This window comes from Paracoccus sediminilitoris (assembly GCF_003259195.1).
Lineage (GTDB): Bacteria > Pseudomonadota > Alphaproteobacteria > Rhodobacterales > Rhodobacteraceae > Paracoccus > Paracoccus sediminilitoris.
In genome coordinates, this window is sequence record NZ_QJPK01000001.1 from 233,848 (window position 1) to 249,824 (window position 15,977).

The window sequence follows — 15,977 nt, forward strand, 5'->3', positions numbered from 1 at the left end:
GTCCGAATGAAAGGAATTCCAATGTATGATCTGATCGTGATCGGCGCCGGCCCCGGTGGCTATGTCTGCGCCATTCGGGCCGCACAGCTGGGCCTGAAGGTCGCCTGCGTCGAAGGTCGCGAAACCTTGGGCGGCACCTGCCTGAATGTCGGCTGCATCCCGTCCAAAGCACTGCTGCACGCCAGCCACATGCTGCATGAAAGCCATGAAAACTTTGCCAAGATGGGCCTGATGAACGCCAAGGTCGATGTCGATTGGGCAACGATGCAGGGCTACAAGCAGGAAACCGTCAACGGCAACACCAAGGGCATCGAATTCCTTTTCAAGAAGAACAAGATCGACTGGCTGAAAGGCTGGGCAAGGATCGAAGCACCCGGCAAGGTCAAGGTCGGCGACACGGTCCACGAAACCAAGAACATCGTCATCGCCACCGGTTCTGTCCCGTCCGAGCTGAAGGGCGTGACGGTCAACAATGCGGGCGGCGTCATCGTCGACAGCACCGGCGCGCTGGCCCTGCCGAACATTCCCAAATCCATGGTCGTGATCGGCGCGGGCGTCATCGGGCTTGAGCTCGGCTCGGTCTATTCACGCCTTGGGGCGGATGTCACGGTCGTGGAATACCTGGACGTGATCACCCCCGGCATGGATGCCGAGGTGCAAAAGCAGTTCCAGAAGATCCTGACCAAGCAGGGTCTGAAATTCGTCATGGGCGCCGCGGTGCAGGGTGCCGAGGTTCAGGATGGCAAGGGCAAGGTCACCTATGCCCTGAAGAAGGACGGCAGCGAACAGGTGATCGAGGCCGATTGCGTCCTGGTTGCCACCGGTCGTCGTCCCACCGTCGACGGGCTGGGTCTGGATGATCTTGGCGTCAAGATGACCGACCGTGGCCAAGTCGCGATCGACGATCACTGGGCGACCAACGTCAAGGGCATCTATGCCATTGGCGATGCGGTGCCCGGCCTGATGCTGGCCCACAAGGCCGAGGATGAAGGCATGGCCGTCGCCGAGGTGATCGCCGGCAAGCACGGCCATGTGAATTACGACGTGATCCCCGGCGTGATCTATACCACCCCCGAGGTCGCCAGCGTCGGCCTGACCGAAGAGGCCGCCAAGGAAGGCGGTCGCAAGGTCAAGATCGGCAAGTTCCCCTTCATGGGCAATGCGCGCGCCAAGGCGATGATGCAGGCCGACGGCTTCGTCAAGCTGATCGCCGATGCCGAAACCGACCGCATCCTGGGCTGCCACATCATCGGCCCCTCGGCTGGTGACCTGATCCACGAGGTCTGCGTGGCGATGGAATTCGGCGCCTCGGCCGAGGATCTGGCCCTGACCTGCCACGCCCACCCGACCGTGTCGGAAGCCGTACGCGAGGCCGCGCTGGCCTGCGGCGACGGCGCCATCCATGTCTGACGCCGGTTCGGCGGCGGATCGGGGGGCGCTGTCCCCCGGTCGTCGGGATATCCCGGCACCGGTGATGGGGCGGCGCCTTGCCGTCCTGTCGCTGTTGGCCTTGGGGGCATGCGGCGGATCATCAAGCGTGTCCCAGCCCAAGGGCCTGCGGTCCAACGGGCTTTATCCCAATGAAACCCCGCGTCTGCGCCAGCAGATCAATTCATGGGCGCGCCATTACGACGTCCCCCCGGCGCTGGTTCAGCGCGTTGTCCTGCGCGAATCGCAGCACCGGCCCGGCGCGCGCAACGGTCCCTATTACGGCCTGATGCAGATCGCGCCGCAAACGGCCCGGACAATGGGACATCGCGGACCCGCGTCCAGCCTTCTGGATGCCGATACGAACCTGCGTTATGGGGTGAAATACCTGCGCGGGGCTTGGCTGGTGGCCGAAGGCGATGCGGATGCCGCGATCGGGTGGTACAGCCGCGGCTATTACTATGAAGCCAAGCGCAAGGGTCTGCTGAAGGTGACCGGATTGCGCAGCTGACAAGGAAAAGGGCCCCGATCGGGGCCCGTTTTCATTCCGATCAGCCGCCCGCGATGATGCGCACGTAATTGCGCGTTTCGCGATAGGGTGGGATGCCGCCGTATTTCTGCACCGCGCCCGGACCCGCGTTATAGGCCGCCAGGGCCAGGTTCCAGTTGCCGAACTGGTTGTACATCATCCGCAGATAGCGTGCCCCGCCATTCAGGTTCTGGACCGGGTCGGCGGCGTTCACGCCCAGCTTGGCCGCGGTTCCCGGCATCAGCTGCGCCAGACCCATCGCGCCCTTGTGGGATTTCGCGTTTGGGTTCCAGCCTGATTCCTGTTGGACCAGACGTAGGAACAGATCTTCGGGGATGCCGTTCTTCTGGGCGGCCGCGCGGGCATGCGGCAGATAGGCCGTGCGCCTTCCGGTATAGCGTGGAATGCGGACCGGTTCCGCGGCGACCAGGGCGTTGCGCTTGGCACCGCCTGGCTGCAAACGGGCGGATTGCTGGTACTGAGTGGTCAGGCGCGAATCCATCAGGCGTGTCTGTCGGGCGAATTGTTCGGCGCGTGACTTGGAAGAACTGCCCGACAGGCGCAGCCCCTCGGCCATGGTGGGCACAGCTGTGGCACTGATCAGTGCCATGCAAAGCGCCGCTGTCACAGAATGTCTGATCCGCATGTTTCGGCCCCTCGTTCGTGTCGGCTTTGACTATTGCCGGGTTTGGCGACAACTATACATAAAAATGCGACCGGTGCCACCGTGCTTGGCATGCCCCCCTGATCCCTTGGGCGGCATCCCGCCTTGGCCCGGACCGGCGAACCGCTTGCAGGCGATGGTCCCCGTGCGATAGACCCCTTTGAACCCATAGAGACATCACCAAGGAATTCCGTCATGGCAGGCAGCGTCAACAAGGTCATCCTGATCGGCAATCTGGGCCGCGACCCGGAAATCCGCAGCTTCCAGAACGGCGGCAAGGTCGCCAATCTGCGCATCGCCACGTCCGAGCAGTGGAAGGACCGCAACACCGGGGAACGCAAGGAGCGGACCGAATGGCACACCGTGTCGATCATGTCCGAGGGCTTGGTCAACGTGGTCGAGCGTTTCCTGAAGAAAGGCAGCAAGGTCTATATCGAAGGCCAGCTGGAAACCCGCAAATGGCAGGACCAGTCGGGCGCCGACAAATACAGCACCGAGATCGTCCTGCGCGGTTTCAACGGCACGCTGCAGATGCTTGACGGCCGCGGCGAAGGCGGCGGCGGTGGCATGGGTGGCGGCAGCATGGGCGGCGGTGGTCGCGACCAGGGCGGCTATGACAGCTATGGCTCGGGCTCGGCTCCCTCGGGCGGCGGGTCGCAGGGCGGCGGTCGTCCCGATTACGACGACGAGATCCCGTTCTGATCCAGCCGGGTCACAGCGATTCGATTTAGGCAAGGGCGACCCATCGGGTCGCCCTTTGTCGTGACCGGTGGTCGAAAGATTGCCGCCCCCCGGTCCGCCGCGCATGACAATTGCGCGTTTCAGTCGCGAAATTTGCAAATGATCCTGCGCTTGCAATGATGCGCGCATGGCGCTTTCTGGTTCGGACTTTCCAAGCAGATCCACCCAAAAGGCACCGCCCATGGCACTGACACTTACGGAAATGACCGCCCCCGATGGCTTTGAACAGCTGGTCCTGGCACAGGATCCAGATGTCGGGATGCGGGCGCTGATCTGCGTGCATTCGACGGTGCTGGGCCCGGCCGCGGGCGGGTGCCGGATGTGGCCCTATGCCGATGACGCGGCGGCGATCCACGACGTGACCCGGCTGGCCCGCGGCATGACCTACAAGAACGCCATGGCCGATCTGGGGCTGGGGGGCGGGAAATCCGTCATCATCGGCGATGCCCGCCACGACAAGACGCCGGCCCTGATGCAGGCCTTCGGGCGCGCCGTCGATACGCTGGCCGGCCGCTACTATACCGCCGAGGATGTGGGCATCTCGCCCGAGGACATGGCCCATGCGGCCAGCCAGACGGCCTATGCGGTGGGCCTGTCGAACGCCTCGGGCGACCCCTCGCCCTGGACCGCCGAAGGGGTGTTTCGCTGCCTCAAGATTGGCGCGACCCATGTCTTCGGGACGGACGATCTGACCGACCGCCGCGTGCTGGTTCAGGGTCTGGGCCATGTCGGGATGTCGCTGGCCGAAAAGCTGCATGCCGCCGGGGCCCGCCTGATCGTCACCGATATCAACCAGGCGGCGCTGGACGATGCACAGGCGCGTCTTGGCGCATCCGTCTGCGCGCCGGATCAGGTCTTCGACCAGCCGATGGACATCTTTGCCCCCTGCGCCCTGGGCGGCGTGCTGACCACCAAGGCCGCCGCGCAGCTGCAGGCGCGGCTGGTCTGCGGGGCTGCCAACAACCAGCTGGCCACCGACGCGGTCGCGCAGATCCTGGCCGATCGCCAGATCACCTATCTGCCCGATTACGTCGTCAACGCAGGCGGGATCATCAGCGTCGCAAGCGAGATCCACGCCCAGCCAGACACCTGGCGGCTGGAGCGCCTGATCGCCATTGCGGGCCGGGTCGACCAGATGCTGACGCGTGCCAAGGCCGAAGGCCGCCTGATCCCGGATATCGCCGATCAGATGGTCCACGACATGCTGACCGGCCGCAAGGCCGCCTGAGCCGAAATCGGTGGCGGAACCGGACGGCAAGGCCGTCCAGCGACGCCGTTCCCCTCGATGGGGGACGGCGGCGCTTGCCGTTTCGGATCAGCGCGCTTCCTTCAGGACCTGCGCCAGGGGTCCGGTCTGGACCGCATCGCTGACAAAGGCATCGCCGATGCCGCGCGCCAGGACAAAGCGCAGCTGGCCGTCCACGACCTTCTTGTCCTGCCCCATCAGCGCGATCAGCGCCGCATCGTCCGGCAGGTCGCCTGGAATGTCCGACAGCCGCGCGGGCATGCCCATGGCGCGCAGATGTTCCAGCACGCGGCTCGGATCCTCTTGGCTGCAAAACCCCATCCGCGCCGACAGATCGAACGCCAGCGCACAGCCGATCGCGACGCCCTCGCCATGCAGCAGCCGGTCGGAATAGCCGGTCGCCTGCTCCAGCGCGTGGCCGAACGTATGGCCCAGGTTCAGCAGCGCACGCTCACCCTGCTCTGTTTCGTCGCGGGTGACGATGCCGGCCTTCATGGCGACGGAATGGGCCACTGCCTTCTGGCGCAGTTCGGGGTCGTCCCGCAGGGCCGGGGCGTTGCTTTCCAGCCAGGCAAAGAAATCGGCATCGCCAAGCAGCCCGTATTTCACCACCTCGCCATATCCGGCCCGAAAATCGCGTTCCGTCAGCGTCTCCAGCACCGAAATATCCGCCAGCACCAAGGACGGCTGATGAAAGGCGCCGATCAGGTTCTTGCCCTGCGCGCTGTTGATCCCAGTCTTGCCGCCCACGCTGCTGTCCACCTGCGCCAGAAGCGAGGTGGGCAGCTGCACGAAGCGCACCCCCCGCCGCAGGATCGCCGCTGCAAAGCCCACCAGGTCACCGATCACCCCGCCGCCCAAGGCCAGCACCACGTCGCGACGCTCGACCTTGCGCTCCAGCAGCCATTCGACGCAGCGGGTCAGATGGGGCCAGCTTTTCGTGGCCTCGCCCGCCGGCAGGATCAGCGCGTCATGCGCGATGCCTTCCGCCGCCAGCGCGGCCTTCAGCGGTTCCAGGTGCAGGGCGGCCACGTTTTCGTCGGTGACGATGACGACGCGGGGGCGCGCCAGCAGCGGCGCAATCTCGGCGCCGGCGCGCGCGATCAGCCCCGCGCCGATCCGAACGTCATAGGCGCGATCGCCAAGAGGGACATGGACGGTAACGGGCTGGGTCATGCTTTGTCCTCGATCAGGGTGGGGTCGGCGGCGCGCAGCTGCGCGATCAGGCGGTCGGTCGAGGCTTCGATGCTGTCGCCGGGCTGGGACAGGAACTCGACCTCGGCCTGGGCATAGATGGGGCTGCGTTCCTCCAGCAGGCGCAGCAGCGTCCCCTTGGGGTCGGTGGTCTTCAGCAGCGGTCGGGTGCTGCGCTGGCGGACGCGGTGCCACAGCACCTCGGGGGAACAGTTCAGCCAGACCGAGATCCCGCGCGCCGCGATAGCGGCCCGGTTCTCGGCGCGCAGCCAAGCACCCCCGCCGGTCGAGATCACGCTTGGCCGTCCCGCCAGCAGCCGCGTCAGCACCTGGCTTTCGCGGTCGCGGAAGAAGCTTTCGCCGTCGCGGGCAAAGATCTCGCTGATCGACATGGCGGCGGCGGCCTCGATCTCGGCGTCGGAATCGGTAAAGGGCACACGCAGCCGTCGGGCCAGTTCCGTCCCCACGGCCGTCTTGCCGGCCCCCATCATTCCGATCAGCACGATATGGCGCGCAATCCGCTTGGTCATCCCAGCCCCCGTCAATCGGGTGACTGAATGACGTGATCTTTCGGAAATTGCCATATATATTCGGGACAAGCCGGCGTAGAACCGGCCCGAGCCATATAAAACACGGTCGAGCAAAGGCGAATTCGATGCGGAAGATCAAGATACTGGTGGTGCTGATTCTTGCAGGGCTGATCGGCCTTGTGGGTTATGCCTATCTGGGGAACATGGACCCCAACCGGACCGAAACCCGCACGCAGCTGCAACTGGGCGCGAATGATGGCACGTCCGAGCCTGCCAGTGAGTGATCCCGCCCCTGCCCCGCGCCCTGCCCTTGGCCGGATCGCCGCACTGCTGCTGAGCGGATGCCTGGTCGCACAGCCGATGGCGCTGGCTGCGCAGCAGCCCCTGTCGGCCAGCGACTGGCTGTCGGGCAGCGTGCGCGGGCCGCAGCGCGAAAGTTCGGCCTGGCGGCCCGGCGACGGCAGCCGGCGCCCCGACCCCAAGGGCCAGCCAAGCCGCCGCGCGGTGGCCGAAAGCGGTGCGGTGGGGCCCGTGCAGGTCACCCGCCTGGACCAGACGAACCCCGACCATACCGGCACCCAAAGCGCCGGCCGCGCCGGACTGCCCGCCGATCTGTGGCAGGGCAGCGATCCGTCGGCGCTGGCGGCGCAGGTGCTGTCCACCCCGGCGCGGCTGCCCGCGATGCAGAACCTGATGCGCCGCATCCTGACCGCGCAGCTGACCCCGCCGAAATGGACCCCCGATCAGGCGACCGACCAGGGCGACGGTGCCGTCACGGGGGGCTCGGGCAACATCGCGGGCCAGTTGTTCCTGGCCCGTGTCGACCGCCTGCTGGACATGGGCGCGCTGCAGCCCGCGCAGACCCTGCTCGCCGCCGCAGGCCCGGGCGAACCCGAGATCTTTCGCCGCATGTTCGACATCGCCCTGCTGGAGGGGGACGAATCGCGCGCCTGCGCCATCATGGACAGCACCCCCGGCATCGCGCCCAGCTTTACCGCGCGGATCTTCTGCCTTGCGCAGACCGGTGATTGGGCGGCGGCCGCCGTCAGCCTGCATGGCGCCGAGGCGCTTGGGCTGATCGACGAACGCCGTGCCATCCTGCTGACGCATTTCCTGGACGATGCCTTTGTCGATGGCGCGGAAATTCTGGAACCCGCCGATCCGATGACCCCGATCGAATTCCGCATCCACGAGGCCATCGGCCAGCCCCTGCCGACCACGCCCCTGCCCGTGGCCTTCGCGCAATCGGACCTGCGGCTGAACAGCGGCTTCAAGGCCCGCGTCGAGGCGGCCGAGCGTCTGGTCCGGGCCGGTGCGCTGTCCCATCAGCAGCTGCGCGCCATCTATGCCGAACAGCGGCCCGCCGCATCGGGCGGGGTCTGGGAACGGGCCGGCGTGATGCGCACGCTGGAGGCGGCGCTGGTCAGCGGCGACCTGCGCCAGGCTCTGCCCCGCGCCTTTGACGAATTCCGTCGGGCCGACATGGCCGATCTGCTGGCCGGCATGGTCGCCCAGGATCTGCCCGACAGCGAGGACCCCGACACCGCCCGCATCACCGCGCTGCTGCAGGCATGGCAGGGCATGCGCCCCCTGCCCGATGCCGTCGAACCCATCGAGAAGCTGCCCCCGCCCGATGCCCCCGCCACCGCCAAGGGAGAGGCGCTGCTGTCGGCCATGAGCGATATCGACGCAGCCCTGGAAGGTGATCTGGCGCGGGCCGCGCGCGGCGTTGCCCAGATGCGCGCGCTTGGGCTGACGCAGGACGCCGATCTGGCCGCGGCCCAGATCGCGCTGCTGTCCGAACTGGCCGGAGAGGCGGGATGAGCGATCACCGCGCCATTTCGGATTTCCTGGACGCGCAGGCCGCCGAGGCGGGTGCCGCGCGCAACACCCTGCTGGCCTATGGGCGCGACCTGCGCGACCTGTCGGATTGGCTGGGCCACCGGCGCCTGTCGCTGGCCAACCTGACCCGCGACCAGATCGAGGATTACCTGACCCATTGCGACGCCCAGGGGCTGTCGCGTGCCACCCGCGCCCGCCGCCTGTCGGCCATCCGCCAGTTCACCCGGTTTGCCTTGGAAGAAGGCTGGCGCACCGATGATCCAGCGCTGCGCATCGCGGGACCGGGACGCGCCAAGCGCCTGCCCAAGACGCTGGAACGCGCCGAGGTCGAAGCGCTGCTGGATGCCGCAGGCCGGACCGGGCGCACCCAGACCGACCGCGCCCGCAACATCTGCCTGATCGAGCTGCTTTACGCGACGGGTCTGCGCGCGACGGAACTGGTGTCGCTGCCGGTGGCGGGCTGTCGGGGCGACCCGGCGGTGCTGGTCGTCAAGGGCAAGGGCGGCAAGGACCGGATGGTGCCGCTGAGCAACCCGGCCCGCGCGGCGCTGCGCGAATGGATCGCGCTGCGCGACGCTGCCCCTTATGGCAGCGCCCTGCATCGGATGCTGCAGGGTCCCGGCGCGCGCTGGCTGTTCCCCGCGATCGGGGCCGAGGGTCACATGCCTCGCCAGAGCCTGTCGCGCCTGCTGACCCTGATGGCCATCGAGGCGGGCGTCGCACCATCGCGCGTGACCCCCCATGTCATCCGCCACGCCTTCGCGACCCATCTTCTGGAAGGCGGCGCCGACCTGCGCAGCATCCAGCTGTTGCTGGGTCACGCCGATCTGGGAACGACCGAGATCTATACCCATGTGCTGGACCAGCGCATGCGCGATCTTGTGCTGAACCATCACCCGCTGGCGCACGTTGCCAACGAATGCCGCAAGAGCGGCGATCCCTCAACCTGATCTGGACCCATGGACGATCCTTCAAGTACCTTCGACGCCGCCCTGTGGCTGACCGCCGCCTCGATCATCGTGCTTTTGGCGATGTCGGCCTTCTTCTCTGGCTCGGAAACCGCGCTGACAGCGGCCAGCCGCGCCAAGCTGCGGTCCCGGGCGGACAAGGGCGACACGGGCGCGCAGGCCGCCATCGCCGTCTCCTCGGACAGCGAACGCCTGATCGGCGCGATCCTGCTGGGCAACAACGTCGTCAACATCCTGTCGGCCAGCCTTGCGACCGCCCTGTTCACCCGCATCCTGGGTGGCAGCGGCGTCGCCATCGCCACCATCGTGATGACCGTGCTGGTGCTGATCTTTTCCGAGGTGATGCCCAAGACCTATGCGATTTCTGCCCCTGAAAAGGTCGCAAGCTTGGTCGCCCGCCCCATCCGGATGCTGACCATCATCCTGTCGCCCATCGTGACCGTCGTGCGTCTGATCGTGCGCGGGATACTGGGCATCTTCGGGCTCAAGACCGATCCCGGGTCGCACATGTTCTCGATCGAGGAGGAAATCGCCGGGGCCCTGTCCATCGGCCATGCCGCCGGCGCCGTTCACAAGGAGGACCGCGACCGCCTGCTGGGCGCGCTGGACTTGGGCAACCGCACCGTCGAGGAGATCATGCTTCACCGCAGCGAGATCCAGATGATTGATGCGGACCTGCCGCCCGAAAAGATCCTGGACACCATTCTGGCCAGTCCCCATACCCGCCTGCCCGTCTATCGCGAGGAACGCGAGAATGTCGTGGGCGTCGTTCACGCCAAGGACCTGCTGCGCGCCGTGAACCGCGCCGTGCGCGAGGCGGGCGATCCATCCGCGGCCGCGCGTTTCGACATCATGTCGGTCGTGATGTCGCCCTATTTCGTGCCCGAAACCAGTGCGCTGGACGAACAGATGCGCGAATTCCTGAAGCGGCGGACGCATTTCGCGCTGGTCGTGGATGAATACGGGTCCCTGCGCGGGCTGATTACCCTGGAAGATATCCTGGAGGAGATCGTCGGAGAGATCGCCGACGAACACGACACCGAAGCCGACCAGACGCTGAAGCCCAACGCACAGGGCGATTACCTGGTCGAGGGCGGCATGACCATCCGCGACCTGAACCGCCAGCTGGACTGGACCCTGCCCGACGAAGAGGCCAACACCGTTGCCGGTCTAGTGATCCACATGGCGCAGTCCATCCCGGAACAGGGTCAGGTCTTTTCCTTCCACGGGTACCGCTTCGAAGTTGTAACGCGACGTGAAAATCGTATCACCCGGCTGCGCATACGGCCATTGGTCGGCCCGCGCGGGGCCGAATCTTAGGGTCGGCAAACGCGCGGGCGGCTTGCAACCGACCCACTTCACCCCTAACACCAACGCATCATTTTCAGCCGCAAGGGATCGTCATGGACATTGCCGCACGCCGCACCGCCAACCCCGACCACTGGAATCTGGCCAGCGCGATCCGCGTCCTGTCCATGGACGCCGTCGAGGCCGCCAATTCCGGCCACCCCGGCATGCCCATGGGCATGGCCGATGTCGCCACGGTCCTGTTCAAGAACCATCTGAAGTTCGACGCCTCGGCGCCGCACTGGTTCGACCGCGACCGCTTCATCCTGTCGGCGGGCCACGGGTCGATGTTGATCTACTCGCTGCTGCACCTGACCGGCTATGAGCAGATGACGCTGGACCAGGTCCGCAACTTCCGCCAGATGGGCGCGATCACCGCGGGCCATCCCGAATACGGCCATGTCGAGGGCGTCGAGACCACCACCGGCCCCCTGGGCCAAGGCATCGCGACCGCCGTCGGTTTCGCCATCGCCGAGGAAGCCATGCGCGCCGAATACGGCGATTCCCTGTGCGACCACCGAACCTGGGTCATCGCGGGTGACGGCTGCCTGATGGAGGGCATCAGCCACGAGGCGATCGCCTTGGCCGGCCACCAGAAACTGGGCCGCCTGATTGTCATGTGGGACAACAATGACATCACCATCGATGGCCGCGTCAGCCTGTCGGATTCGACCGATCAGCATGCGCGCTTTGCCGCCGCCGGCTGGCGGGTGCTGTCCTGCGACGGTCATGACGCCGCCGATATCGACCGCGCCCTGACCGAAGCGGCCAAGGATGACGGCCGTCCGGTTCTGGTCGATTGCAAGACGATCATCGGTTTCGGTTCGCCCAACAAGTCGGACACGAACAAGGTCCACGGATCGCCCCTGGGCAAGGATGAGATCGCTGCGACCCGCGCCGCCTATGGCTGGGACGCCGAGTCCTTCCAGATCCCCGACGCGATCCTGACCGAATGGCGCAAGATCGGCCAGCGGGGGGCCGAGGCGCGCAAGGCCTGGAACGACCGCGTCGATGCCCTGTCGGGCGATCACCGCGAGGAATTCGCCCGCCGGATCGGCAATGACACGAACCCCAAGCTGGAAAAGGTCGTCGCCGAGTTCAAGGCCAAGACGCTTGAGGAAAAGCCCAAGCTGGCAACCCGCAAGGCGTCCGAAAACGCCCTTGGCGCGCTGAACGCCGAAATGCCGGAAAACTTCGGCGGCTCGGCCGACCTGACCGGTTCGAACAACACCAAGACCGGCGGCCAGGGTGTCTTTGCGCCTGACAACCGCATGGGCCGCTATCTGCATTACGGCATCCGCGAACACGGCATGGCCGCCGCGATGAACGGCATCTGGCTGCATGGCGGCTTCCGCCCCTATGGCGGCACCTTCATGACCTTCACCGACTATGCCCGCGGCGCGATGCGCCTGTCGGCGCTGATGGGGGTTCCGGTCGTCTATGTGATGACCCATGACAGCATTGGCCTGGGCGAAGACGGCCCCACCCACCAGCCGGTGGAACATCTGGCCATCTGCCGCGCGACGCCGAACACGCTGGTCCTGCGCCCCTGTGACCAGATCGAAACCGCCGAGGCCTGGGAAATCGCGCTGTCGCAGGACAGCACGCCCTCGGTCCTGGCCCTGTCGCGCCAGAACCTGCCGACCCTGCGCCAGGACGGCGGAGAGAACCTGACCGCCAAGGGTGCCTATATCCTGCGCGAAGCCGTGGGTGGCGAACCCAAGGCCGTGCTGATGGCCACCGGCTCCGAGGTCGAGATCGCGGTCGCAGCACGCGACGTGCTGGAAGATGCCGGCATCCCGACCCGTGTCGTCTCGGTTCCCTCGATGGAGCTGTTCCGCGACCAGCCCGCGACCTATCGCCAGCAGGTGCTGCCGGCGCAGACGGTCCGTGTCGCGATCGAAGCGGCGGTCCGCCAGCCCTGGGACTGGCTGTTGCTGGGCGAACGTGGCCAGGAAGCCAAATCGGCCTTTGTCGGCATGGAGGGCTTTGGCGCTTCGGGTCCGGCACCGGAACTCTACAAGGAGTTCGGCATCACCGCCGACAAGGTCGTCGAGCACGTCAAAGGCATGCTGTGACATCACCGACCGCCTTTGGCGGGGGCGTTGGGGCGGCGCGGAGGCAATCGCCTCCGCGCCGCCCCGATATCCATGATCCTTCGCTCTGATGCGGGTGCTTGCGCGCGCATTCGCGCTGATGGGTCGCGAAAGGGACGGGTTGCGGCAACCGCGATCCGACCAGGCGCGCGGCATCGCCCTGCTGCTGGCGGCCATCCTTGGCTTTACGCTGATGGACGCGACCGCCAAGCACCTGACCCAAAGCTATCATCCGGTGCAGGTCATCTGGATGCGCTTTGTGGGCAATCTGCTGATCTTCGCGCTGATCTTCCGGCACAAGATGATCCCGCTGATGCGGACCCGGCAACCCGGCACGCAGCTGGGCCGGGCGCTGATGCAACTGGGATCGGTCGGCTTCTTCTTCACATCGCTGCAATATATCGGGTTGGCGGAAGCCACGGCTATCATGGACCTGAACCCGGTTCTGATCACCTTGGGGGCCGCGTTGTTCCTGGGCGAAAGGATCGGCCCGCGCCGGGTCGCCGGGATCGCCGCCGCACTGGTCGGCGCGCTGATCATCATCCGTCCGGGCCTGGGGGTCTTCCAGCCTGCCGCCCTGCTGCCCTTGGCGGGGGCCTTCACCTATGCGGCGGGGGCGCTGCTGACGCGGATCGTGCGGTCGGATTCGGTGGCGACCTCGGTCATGTGGTCGGCGGTGGTGGGGACCACCATCACCAGCATGATCGTGCCGTTCTTCTGGCAACCGATCGCCTCGGGCGACATCTGGGCCTTCGTGCTGCTGGGCATCTTCGGGACGGCCAGCCAATACCTGCTGGTGCGCGCCTTCAGCGCCGCCGAGGCGGGCGTGCTGGCGCCCTTCGGCTATACTGGCCTGATCTGGGCGGGGGTCTGGGGCTGGCTGTTCTTCGGCCAACTGCCCGACAGCTGGACGATCGCGGGGGCGGCCATTATCGTGACGGCCGGTCTTTACGTCTGGTCCCGAGAGGCCCGCGTGGCAAAGGAGGCCTGATGCCCGACGACAAGCCATCGCTTCCCGACCACTTGGGAAATGCGGCCTTCCTGGCGATCATGGGCATCGCCCGCATCCTGCCCTATGAACGCCGCATCCCGGCAATCGGATGGGTCTTTTCCCATGTGATCGCCCCCGTCGCCGGATGGCGGCGGCGCATCCGCGACAACCTGCACCTGGCCCGCCCCGACCTGTCCGAGGCCGAGGTCGAGGATCTTGTCCGCCGCGTGCCCGAAAATGCGGGCCGGTCGCTGGCCGAGATCTATTCGGGTGATCAGTTCACGTCGCGCATCCATGACGCCGACCCGCTGCAGGGTCCGGGCCTGTCCGATCTGGAAGCCGCCTTCGAAACCGGGCGTCCGGTGATTTTGGCCTGCGCGCATTTCGGCAATTACGACGCGATGCGCGCGGCCCTGTCGGGGCGGGGCTGGCCGGTGGGTGCCCTCTACCGGCCGATGAACAACGAGGCCTTCAACCGCCATTACGTCCCCGCCATTACCGCCATTGCCGAGCCGCTCTTTCCGCGTGGTCGGTCGGGTCTGGCCGCGATGCTGCGCTTTTTGCGCGGGGGCGGCTGGCTGGCCTTGGGTTTCGATCAGTTCGCCCATGACGGGGCCGAGCTGCGCTTCTTCGACCTGCCCTCGCGCACCGTGCTGACCCCTGCGGAACTGGCCCGGCGATACGAGGCGCTGCTGGTGCCCATCGCGGCCATCCGCCAGCCCGACGGGCTCAGCTTTCGCGTCCAGGTCGGCGTGCCCGTCAAACATGACGATCCGCGCCGGATGATGCAGGCGCTGAACGACGATCTGGAGAGGCTGGTCCGACAGCACATGGACCAATGGTTCTGGATCCACCGCCGCTGGAAACGCTGACATGAAAAAGGCCCGGGATTGACCCCGGGCCTTTTCGTCCTTCGCGGGCGGTAATCAGACCACTTTGACAGCCTGTTCCGCGGCTGCATTTTCGCGACGGGCGCGAAGTTCCTCGGCGACCAGGAAGGCCAGTTCCAGCGACTGGCTGGCGTTCAGGCGCGGATCGCAGGCGGTGTGATAGCGGTCCGAGAGATCCTCGTCCGTCACCGCGCGGACGCCGCCGGTGCATTCGGTCACGTCCTTGCCGGTCATCTCGAAATGCACGCCGCCGGGGATCGTGCCCTCGGCCTTGTGGATGGCAAAGAACTCGCGGACCTCGCGCAGGATCGAATCGAAGGCGCGTGTCTTGTAGCCGGTCGAGGATTTGATGACGTTGCCGTGCATCGGGTCGCAGGACCAGACGACATTCGCGCCCTCTTCCTGAACGGCCTGGATCAGCCGCGGCAGGTGATCGCCGACCTTGCCGGCGCCAAAGCGCGCGATCAGGGTCAGGCGGCCCGCCTCGTTTTCCGGGTTCAGCTTCGCCATCAGCACCTTCAGGTCATCCGCCGTGGTCGTGGGACCGCATTTCAGACCGATCGGGTTCTGGACGCCGCGGCAGAATTCGACATGCGCGCCGTCGGGCTGACGGGTGCGGTCGCCGATCCAGATCATATGGCCCGAACCCGCCACCGGTAGACCAGAGGTCGAATCGATCCGTGCCAGCGCCTCTTCGTATTCCAGCAGCAGCGCTTCGTGGCTGGTATAGAAATCGACCTTGGACAGCTGATGTGCCGTTTCCGAATTCACGCCCGCGGCCTGCATGAAGGCCATGGCGTCGCTGATCCGGCCCGCGATCTCGCGGTACTTGGCCGCCTCGGGGCCGCCGACGAAATCGGCGATCCAGCTCTGGACGCGATGCATGTCGGCGAAACCGCCGGTCGAAAAGGCCCGCAGCAGGTTCAGCGACGCCGCTGCCTGGGTATAGGCCGACAGCATCCGCTGCGGATCGGGAATGCGGGCATCGGGGGTGAAATCGAACCCGTTGATGATGTCGCCGCGATAGCTGGGCAGCTCGGTGCCGCCGATGGTCTCGGTCGGCGCGCTGCGCGGCTTGGCGAACTGGCCGGCCATCCGACCCACCTTGACCACGGGCATCTGCGCGCCCCAGGTCAGCACCACGGCCATCTGCAGGATGACCTTGAAGGTGTCGCGCAGATTGTCGGCGCTGAATTCGCTGAAGCTTTCGGCGCAATCGCCACCCTGCAGCAGGAAGCCGCGGCCGGCGGCCACATCGGCCAGCTGGGCCTTCAGCCGCCGCGCCTCGCCCGCGAAAACCAGCGGAGGATAGCGGCGCAGCTGCGATTCCACGGCGTCCAATGCGGCGGGATCCAGATAATCGGGCATCTGGACGCGCGGATAGGCGCGCCAGCCTGCCTTGTCCCAGGTCTGGGTGGCGGCGGTCTTGCGGATATCCTGCGTCATGTCCTGCGCTCCTTGGAAAAATGGTCGGATTTGTATAGTCGCTAACACCGTGCAGGGAAAGACCC

Annotated in this window: 15 protein-coding genes; 11 read left to right on the forward strand and 4 right to left on the reverse strand. The window is 66.3% G+C overall.

What is annotated here, in order from left to right; all coding sequences use genetic code 11:
• Positions 1-15: 15 nt before the first annotated feature.
• Together lpdA and DKT70_RS01130 are read left to right on the forward strand one after the other, a co-directional pair.
• Entirely contained in the window at positions 16-1,410 is a 1,395-nt protein-coding gene (gene lpdA / locus DKT70_RS01125; protein WP_111557864.1) for a dihydrolipoyl dehydrogenase, read from the forward strand.
• Positions 1,411-1,474: 64 nt separating this feature from the next.
• Positions 1,475-1,939, forward strand: a complete 465-nt coding sequence (locus tag DKT70_RS01130) for a transglycosylase SLT domain-containing protein (RefSeq protein ID WP_111557865.1) — start codon at positions 1,475-1,477, stop codon at positions 1,937-1,939.
• Between the two features lie 40 nt (positions 1,940-1,979).
• On the opposite strand, the gene DKT70_RS01135 is transcribed toward DKT70_RS01130, so the two are convergent.
• A complete protein-coding gene (locus DKT70_RS01135; protein ID WP_233490363.1) occupies positions 1,980-2,567 on the reverse strand; it encodes a lytic transglycosylase domain-containing protein in 588 nt (195 codons plus the stop codon).
• A 249-nt stretch (positions 2,568-2,816) separates the two neighbouring features.
• Here DKT70_RS01135 and ssb point away from each other — a divergent pair, with 249 nt between their 5' ends.
• The gene (gene ssb, locus DKT70_RS01140; protein ID WP_111557432.1) at positions 2,817-3,323 is read left to right on the forward strand and encodes a single-stranded DNA-binding protein; all 507 of its coding nucleotides are present in this window, start codon (positions 2,817-2,819) and stop codon (positions 3,321-3,323) included.
• A gap of 220 nt (positions 3,324-3,543) precedes the next feature.
• A complete protein-coding gene (locus DKT70_RS01145; RefSeq protein WP_111557433.1) occupies positions 3,544-4,590 on the forward strand; it encodes a Glu/Leu/Phe/Val dehydrogenase dimerization domain-containing protein in 1,047 nt (348 codons plus the stop codon).
• Between the two features lie 87 nt (positions 4,591-4,677).
• Here DKT70_RS01145 and aroB read toward each other — a convergent pair whose 3' ends face one another.
• The gene (gene aroB, locus DKT70_RS01150) at positions 4,678-5,784 is read right to left on the reverse strand and encodes a 3-dehydroquinate synthase (RefSeq protein ID WP_111557434.1); all 1,107 of its coding nucleotides are present in this window, start codon (positions 5,782-5,784) and stop codon (positions 4,678-4,680) included.
• Positions 5,781-6,386, reverse strand: coding sequence for a shikimate kinase (locus DKT70_RS01155; RefSeq protein WP_111557435.1), 606 nt, complete (start codon positions 6,384-6,386; stop codon positions 5,781-5,783). The genes aroB and DKT70_RS01155 overlap by 4 nt, the downstream gene beginning before the upstream one ends.
• A gap of 71 nt (positions 6,387-6,457) precedes the next feature.
• Between DKT70_RS01155 and DKT70_RS17980 the strand changes: the two genes are divergently transcribed.
• From DKT70_RS17980 to DKT70_RS01185, 7 genes are all read left to right on the forward strand, one after another.
• Entirely contained in the window at positions 6,458-6,616 is a 159-nt protein-coding gene (locus DKT70_RS17980; protein ID WP_158529926.1) for a hypothetical protein, read from the forward strand.
• Positions 6,609-8,156, forward strand: coding sequence for a hypothetical protein (locus DKT70_RS01160; protein WP_233490365.1), 1,548 nt, complete (start codon positions 6,609-6,611; stop codon positions 8,154-8,156). The genes DKT70_RS17980 and DKT70_RS01160 overlap by 8 nt, the downstream gene beginning before the upstream one ends.
• The gene (locus DKT70_RS01165; RefSeq protein ID WP_111557436.1) at positions 8,153-9,124 is read left to right on the forward strand and encodes a tyrosine recombinase; all 972 of its coding nucleotides are present in this window, start codon (positions 8,153-8,155) and stop codon (positions 9,122-9,124) included. Before DKT70_RS01160 ends, DKT70_RS01165 begins: the two co-directional genes overlap by 4 nt.
• Before the next feature lie 9 nt (positions 9,125-9,133).
• Positions 9,134-10,462, forward strand: a complete 1,329-nt coding sequence (locus tag DKT70_RS01170) for an HlyC/CorC family transporter (protein ID WP_111557437.1) — start codon at positions 9,134-9,136, stop codon at positions 10,460-10,462.
• Between the two features lie 83 nt (positions 10,463-10,545).
• Complete coding sequence (tkt, locus tag DKT70_RS01175) at positions 10,546-12,567, forward strand: transketolase (protein ID WP_111557438.1); 2,022 nt, start codon at positions 10,546-10,548, stop codon at positions 12,565-12,567.
• A gap of 118 nt (positions 12,568-12,685) precedes the next feature.
• Complete coding sequence (locus DKT70_RS01180; protein ID WP_233490366.1) at positions 12,686-13,576, forward strand: DMT family transporter; 891 nt, start codon at positions 12,686-12,688, stop codon at positions 13,574-13,576.
• Complete coding sequence (locus DKT70_RS01185) at positions 13,576-14,448, forward strand: lysophospholipid acyltransferase family protein (protein ID WP_111557440.1); 873 nt, start codon at positions 13,576-13,578, stop codon at positions 14,446-14,448. Before DKT70_RS01180 ends, DKT70_RS01185 begins: the two co-directional genes overlap by 1 nt.
• Before the next feature lie 54 nt (positions 14,449-14,502).
• Here DKT70_RS01185 and DKT70_RS01190 read toward each other — a convergent pair whose 3' ends face one another.
• Positions 14,503-15,912, reverse strand: coding sequence for a class II 3-deoxy-7-phosphoheptulonate synthase (locus tag DKT70_RS01190; RefSeq protein WP_111557441.1), 1,410 nt, complete (start codon positions 15,910-15,912; stop codon positions 14,503-14,505).
• Positions 15,913-15,977 lie beyond the last annotated feature (65 nt).

Bases quoted from the DNA above. Each gene is read 5' to 3' on its own strand.
- DKT70_RS01165 (WP_111557436.1), top strand. From the start codon at position 8,153: ATGAGCGATCACCGCGCCATTTCGGATTTCCTGGACGCGCAGGCCGCC.
- DKT70_RS17980 (WP_158529926.1), top strand. From the start codon at position 6,458: ATGCGGAAGATCAAGATACTGGTGGTGCTGATTCTTGCAGGGCTGATC.
- DKT70_RS01155 (WP_111557435.1), bottom strand. From the start codon at position 6,386: ATGGCAATTTCCGAAAGATCACGTCATTCAGTCACCCGATTGACGGGG.
- DKT70_RS01190 (WP_111557441.1), bottom strand. From the start codon at position 15,912: ATGACGCAGGATATCCGCAAGACCGCCGCCACCCAGACCTGGGACAAG.
- DKT70_RS01180 (WP_233490366.1), top strand. From the start codon at position 12,686: ATGGGTCGCGAAAGGGACGGGTTGCGGCAACCGCGATCCGACCAGGCG.
- DKT70_RS01185 (WP_111557440.1), top strand. From the start codon at position 13,576: ATGCCCGACGACAAGCCATCGCTTCCCGACCACTTGGGAAATGCGGCC.
- tkt (WP_111557438.1), top strand. From the start codon at position 10,546: ATGGACATTGCCGCACGCCGCACCGCCAACCCCGACCACTGGAATCTG.
- DKT70_RS01130 (WP_111557865.1), top strand. From the start codon at position 1,475: ATGGGGCGGCGCCTTGCCGTCCTGTCGCTGTTGGCCTTGGGGGCATGC.
- DKT70_RS01145 (WP_111557433.1), top strand. From the start codon at position 3,544: ATGGCACTGACACTTACGGAAATGACCGCCCCCGATGGCTTTGAACAG.
- DKT70_RS01170 (WP_111557437.1), top strand. From the start codon at position 9,134: ATGGACGATCCTTCAAGTACCTTCGACGCCGCCCTGTGGCTGACCGCC.
- aroB (WP_111557434.1), bottom strand. From the start codon at position 5,784: ATGACCCAGCCCGTTACCGTCCATGTCCCTCTTGGCGATCGCGCCTAT.
- DKT70_RS01135 (WP_233490363.1), bottom strand. From the start codon at position 2,567: ATGGCACTGATCAGTGCCACAGCTGTGCCCACCATGGCCGAGGGGCTG.
- ssb (WP_111557432.1), top strand. From the start codon at position 2,817: ATGGCAGGCAGCGTCAACAAGGTCATCCTGATCGGCAATCTGGGCCGC.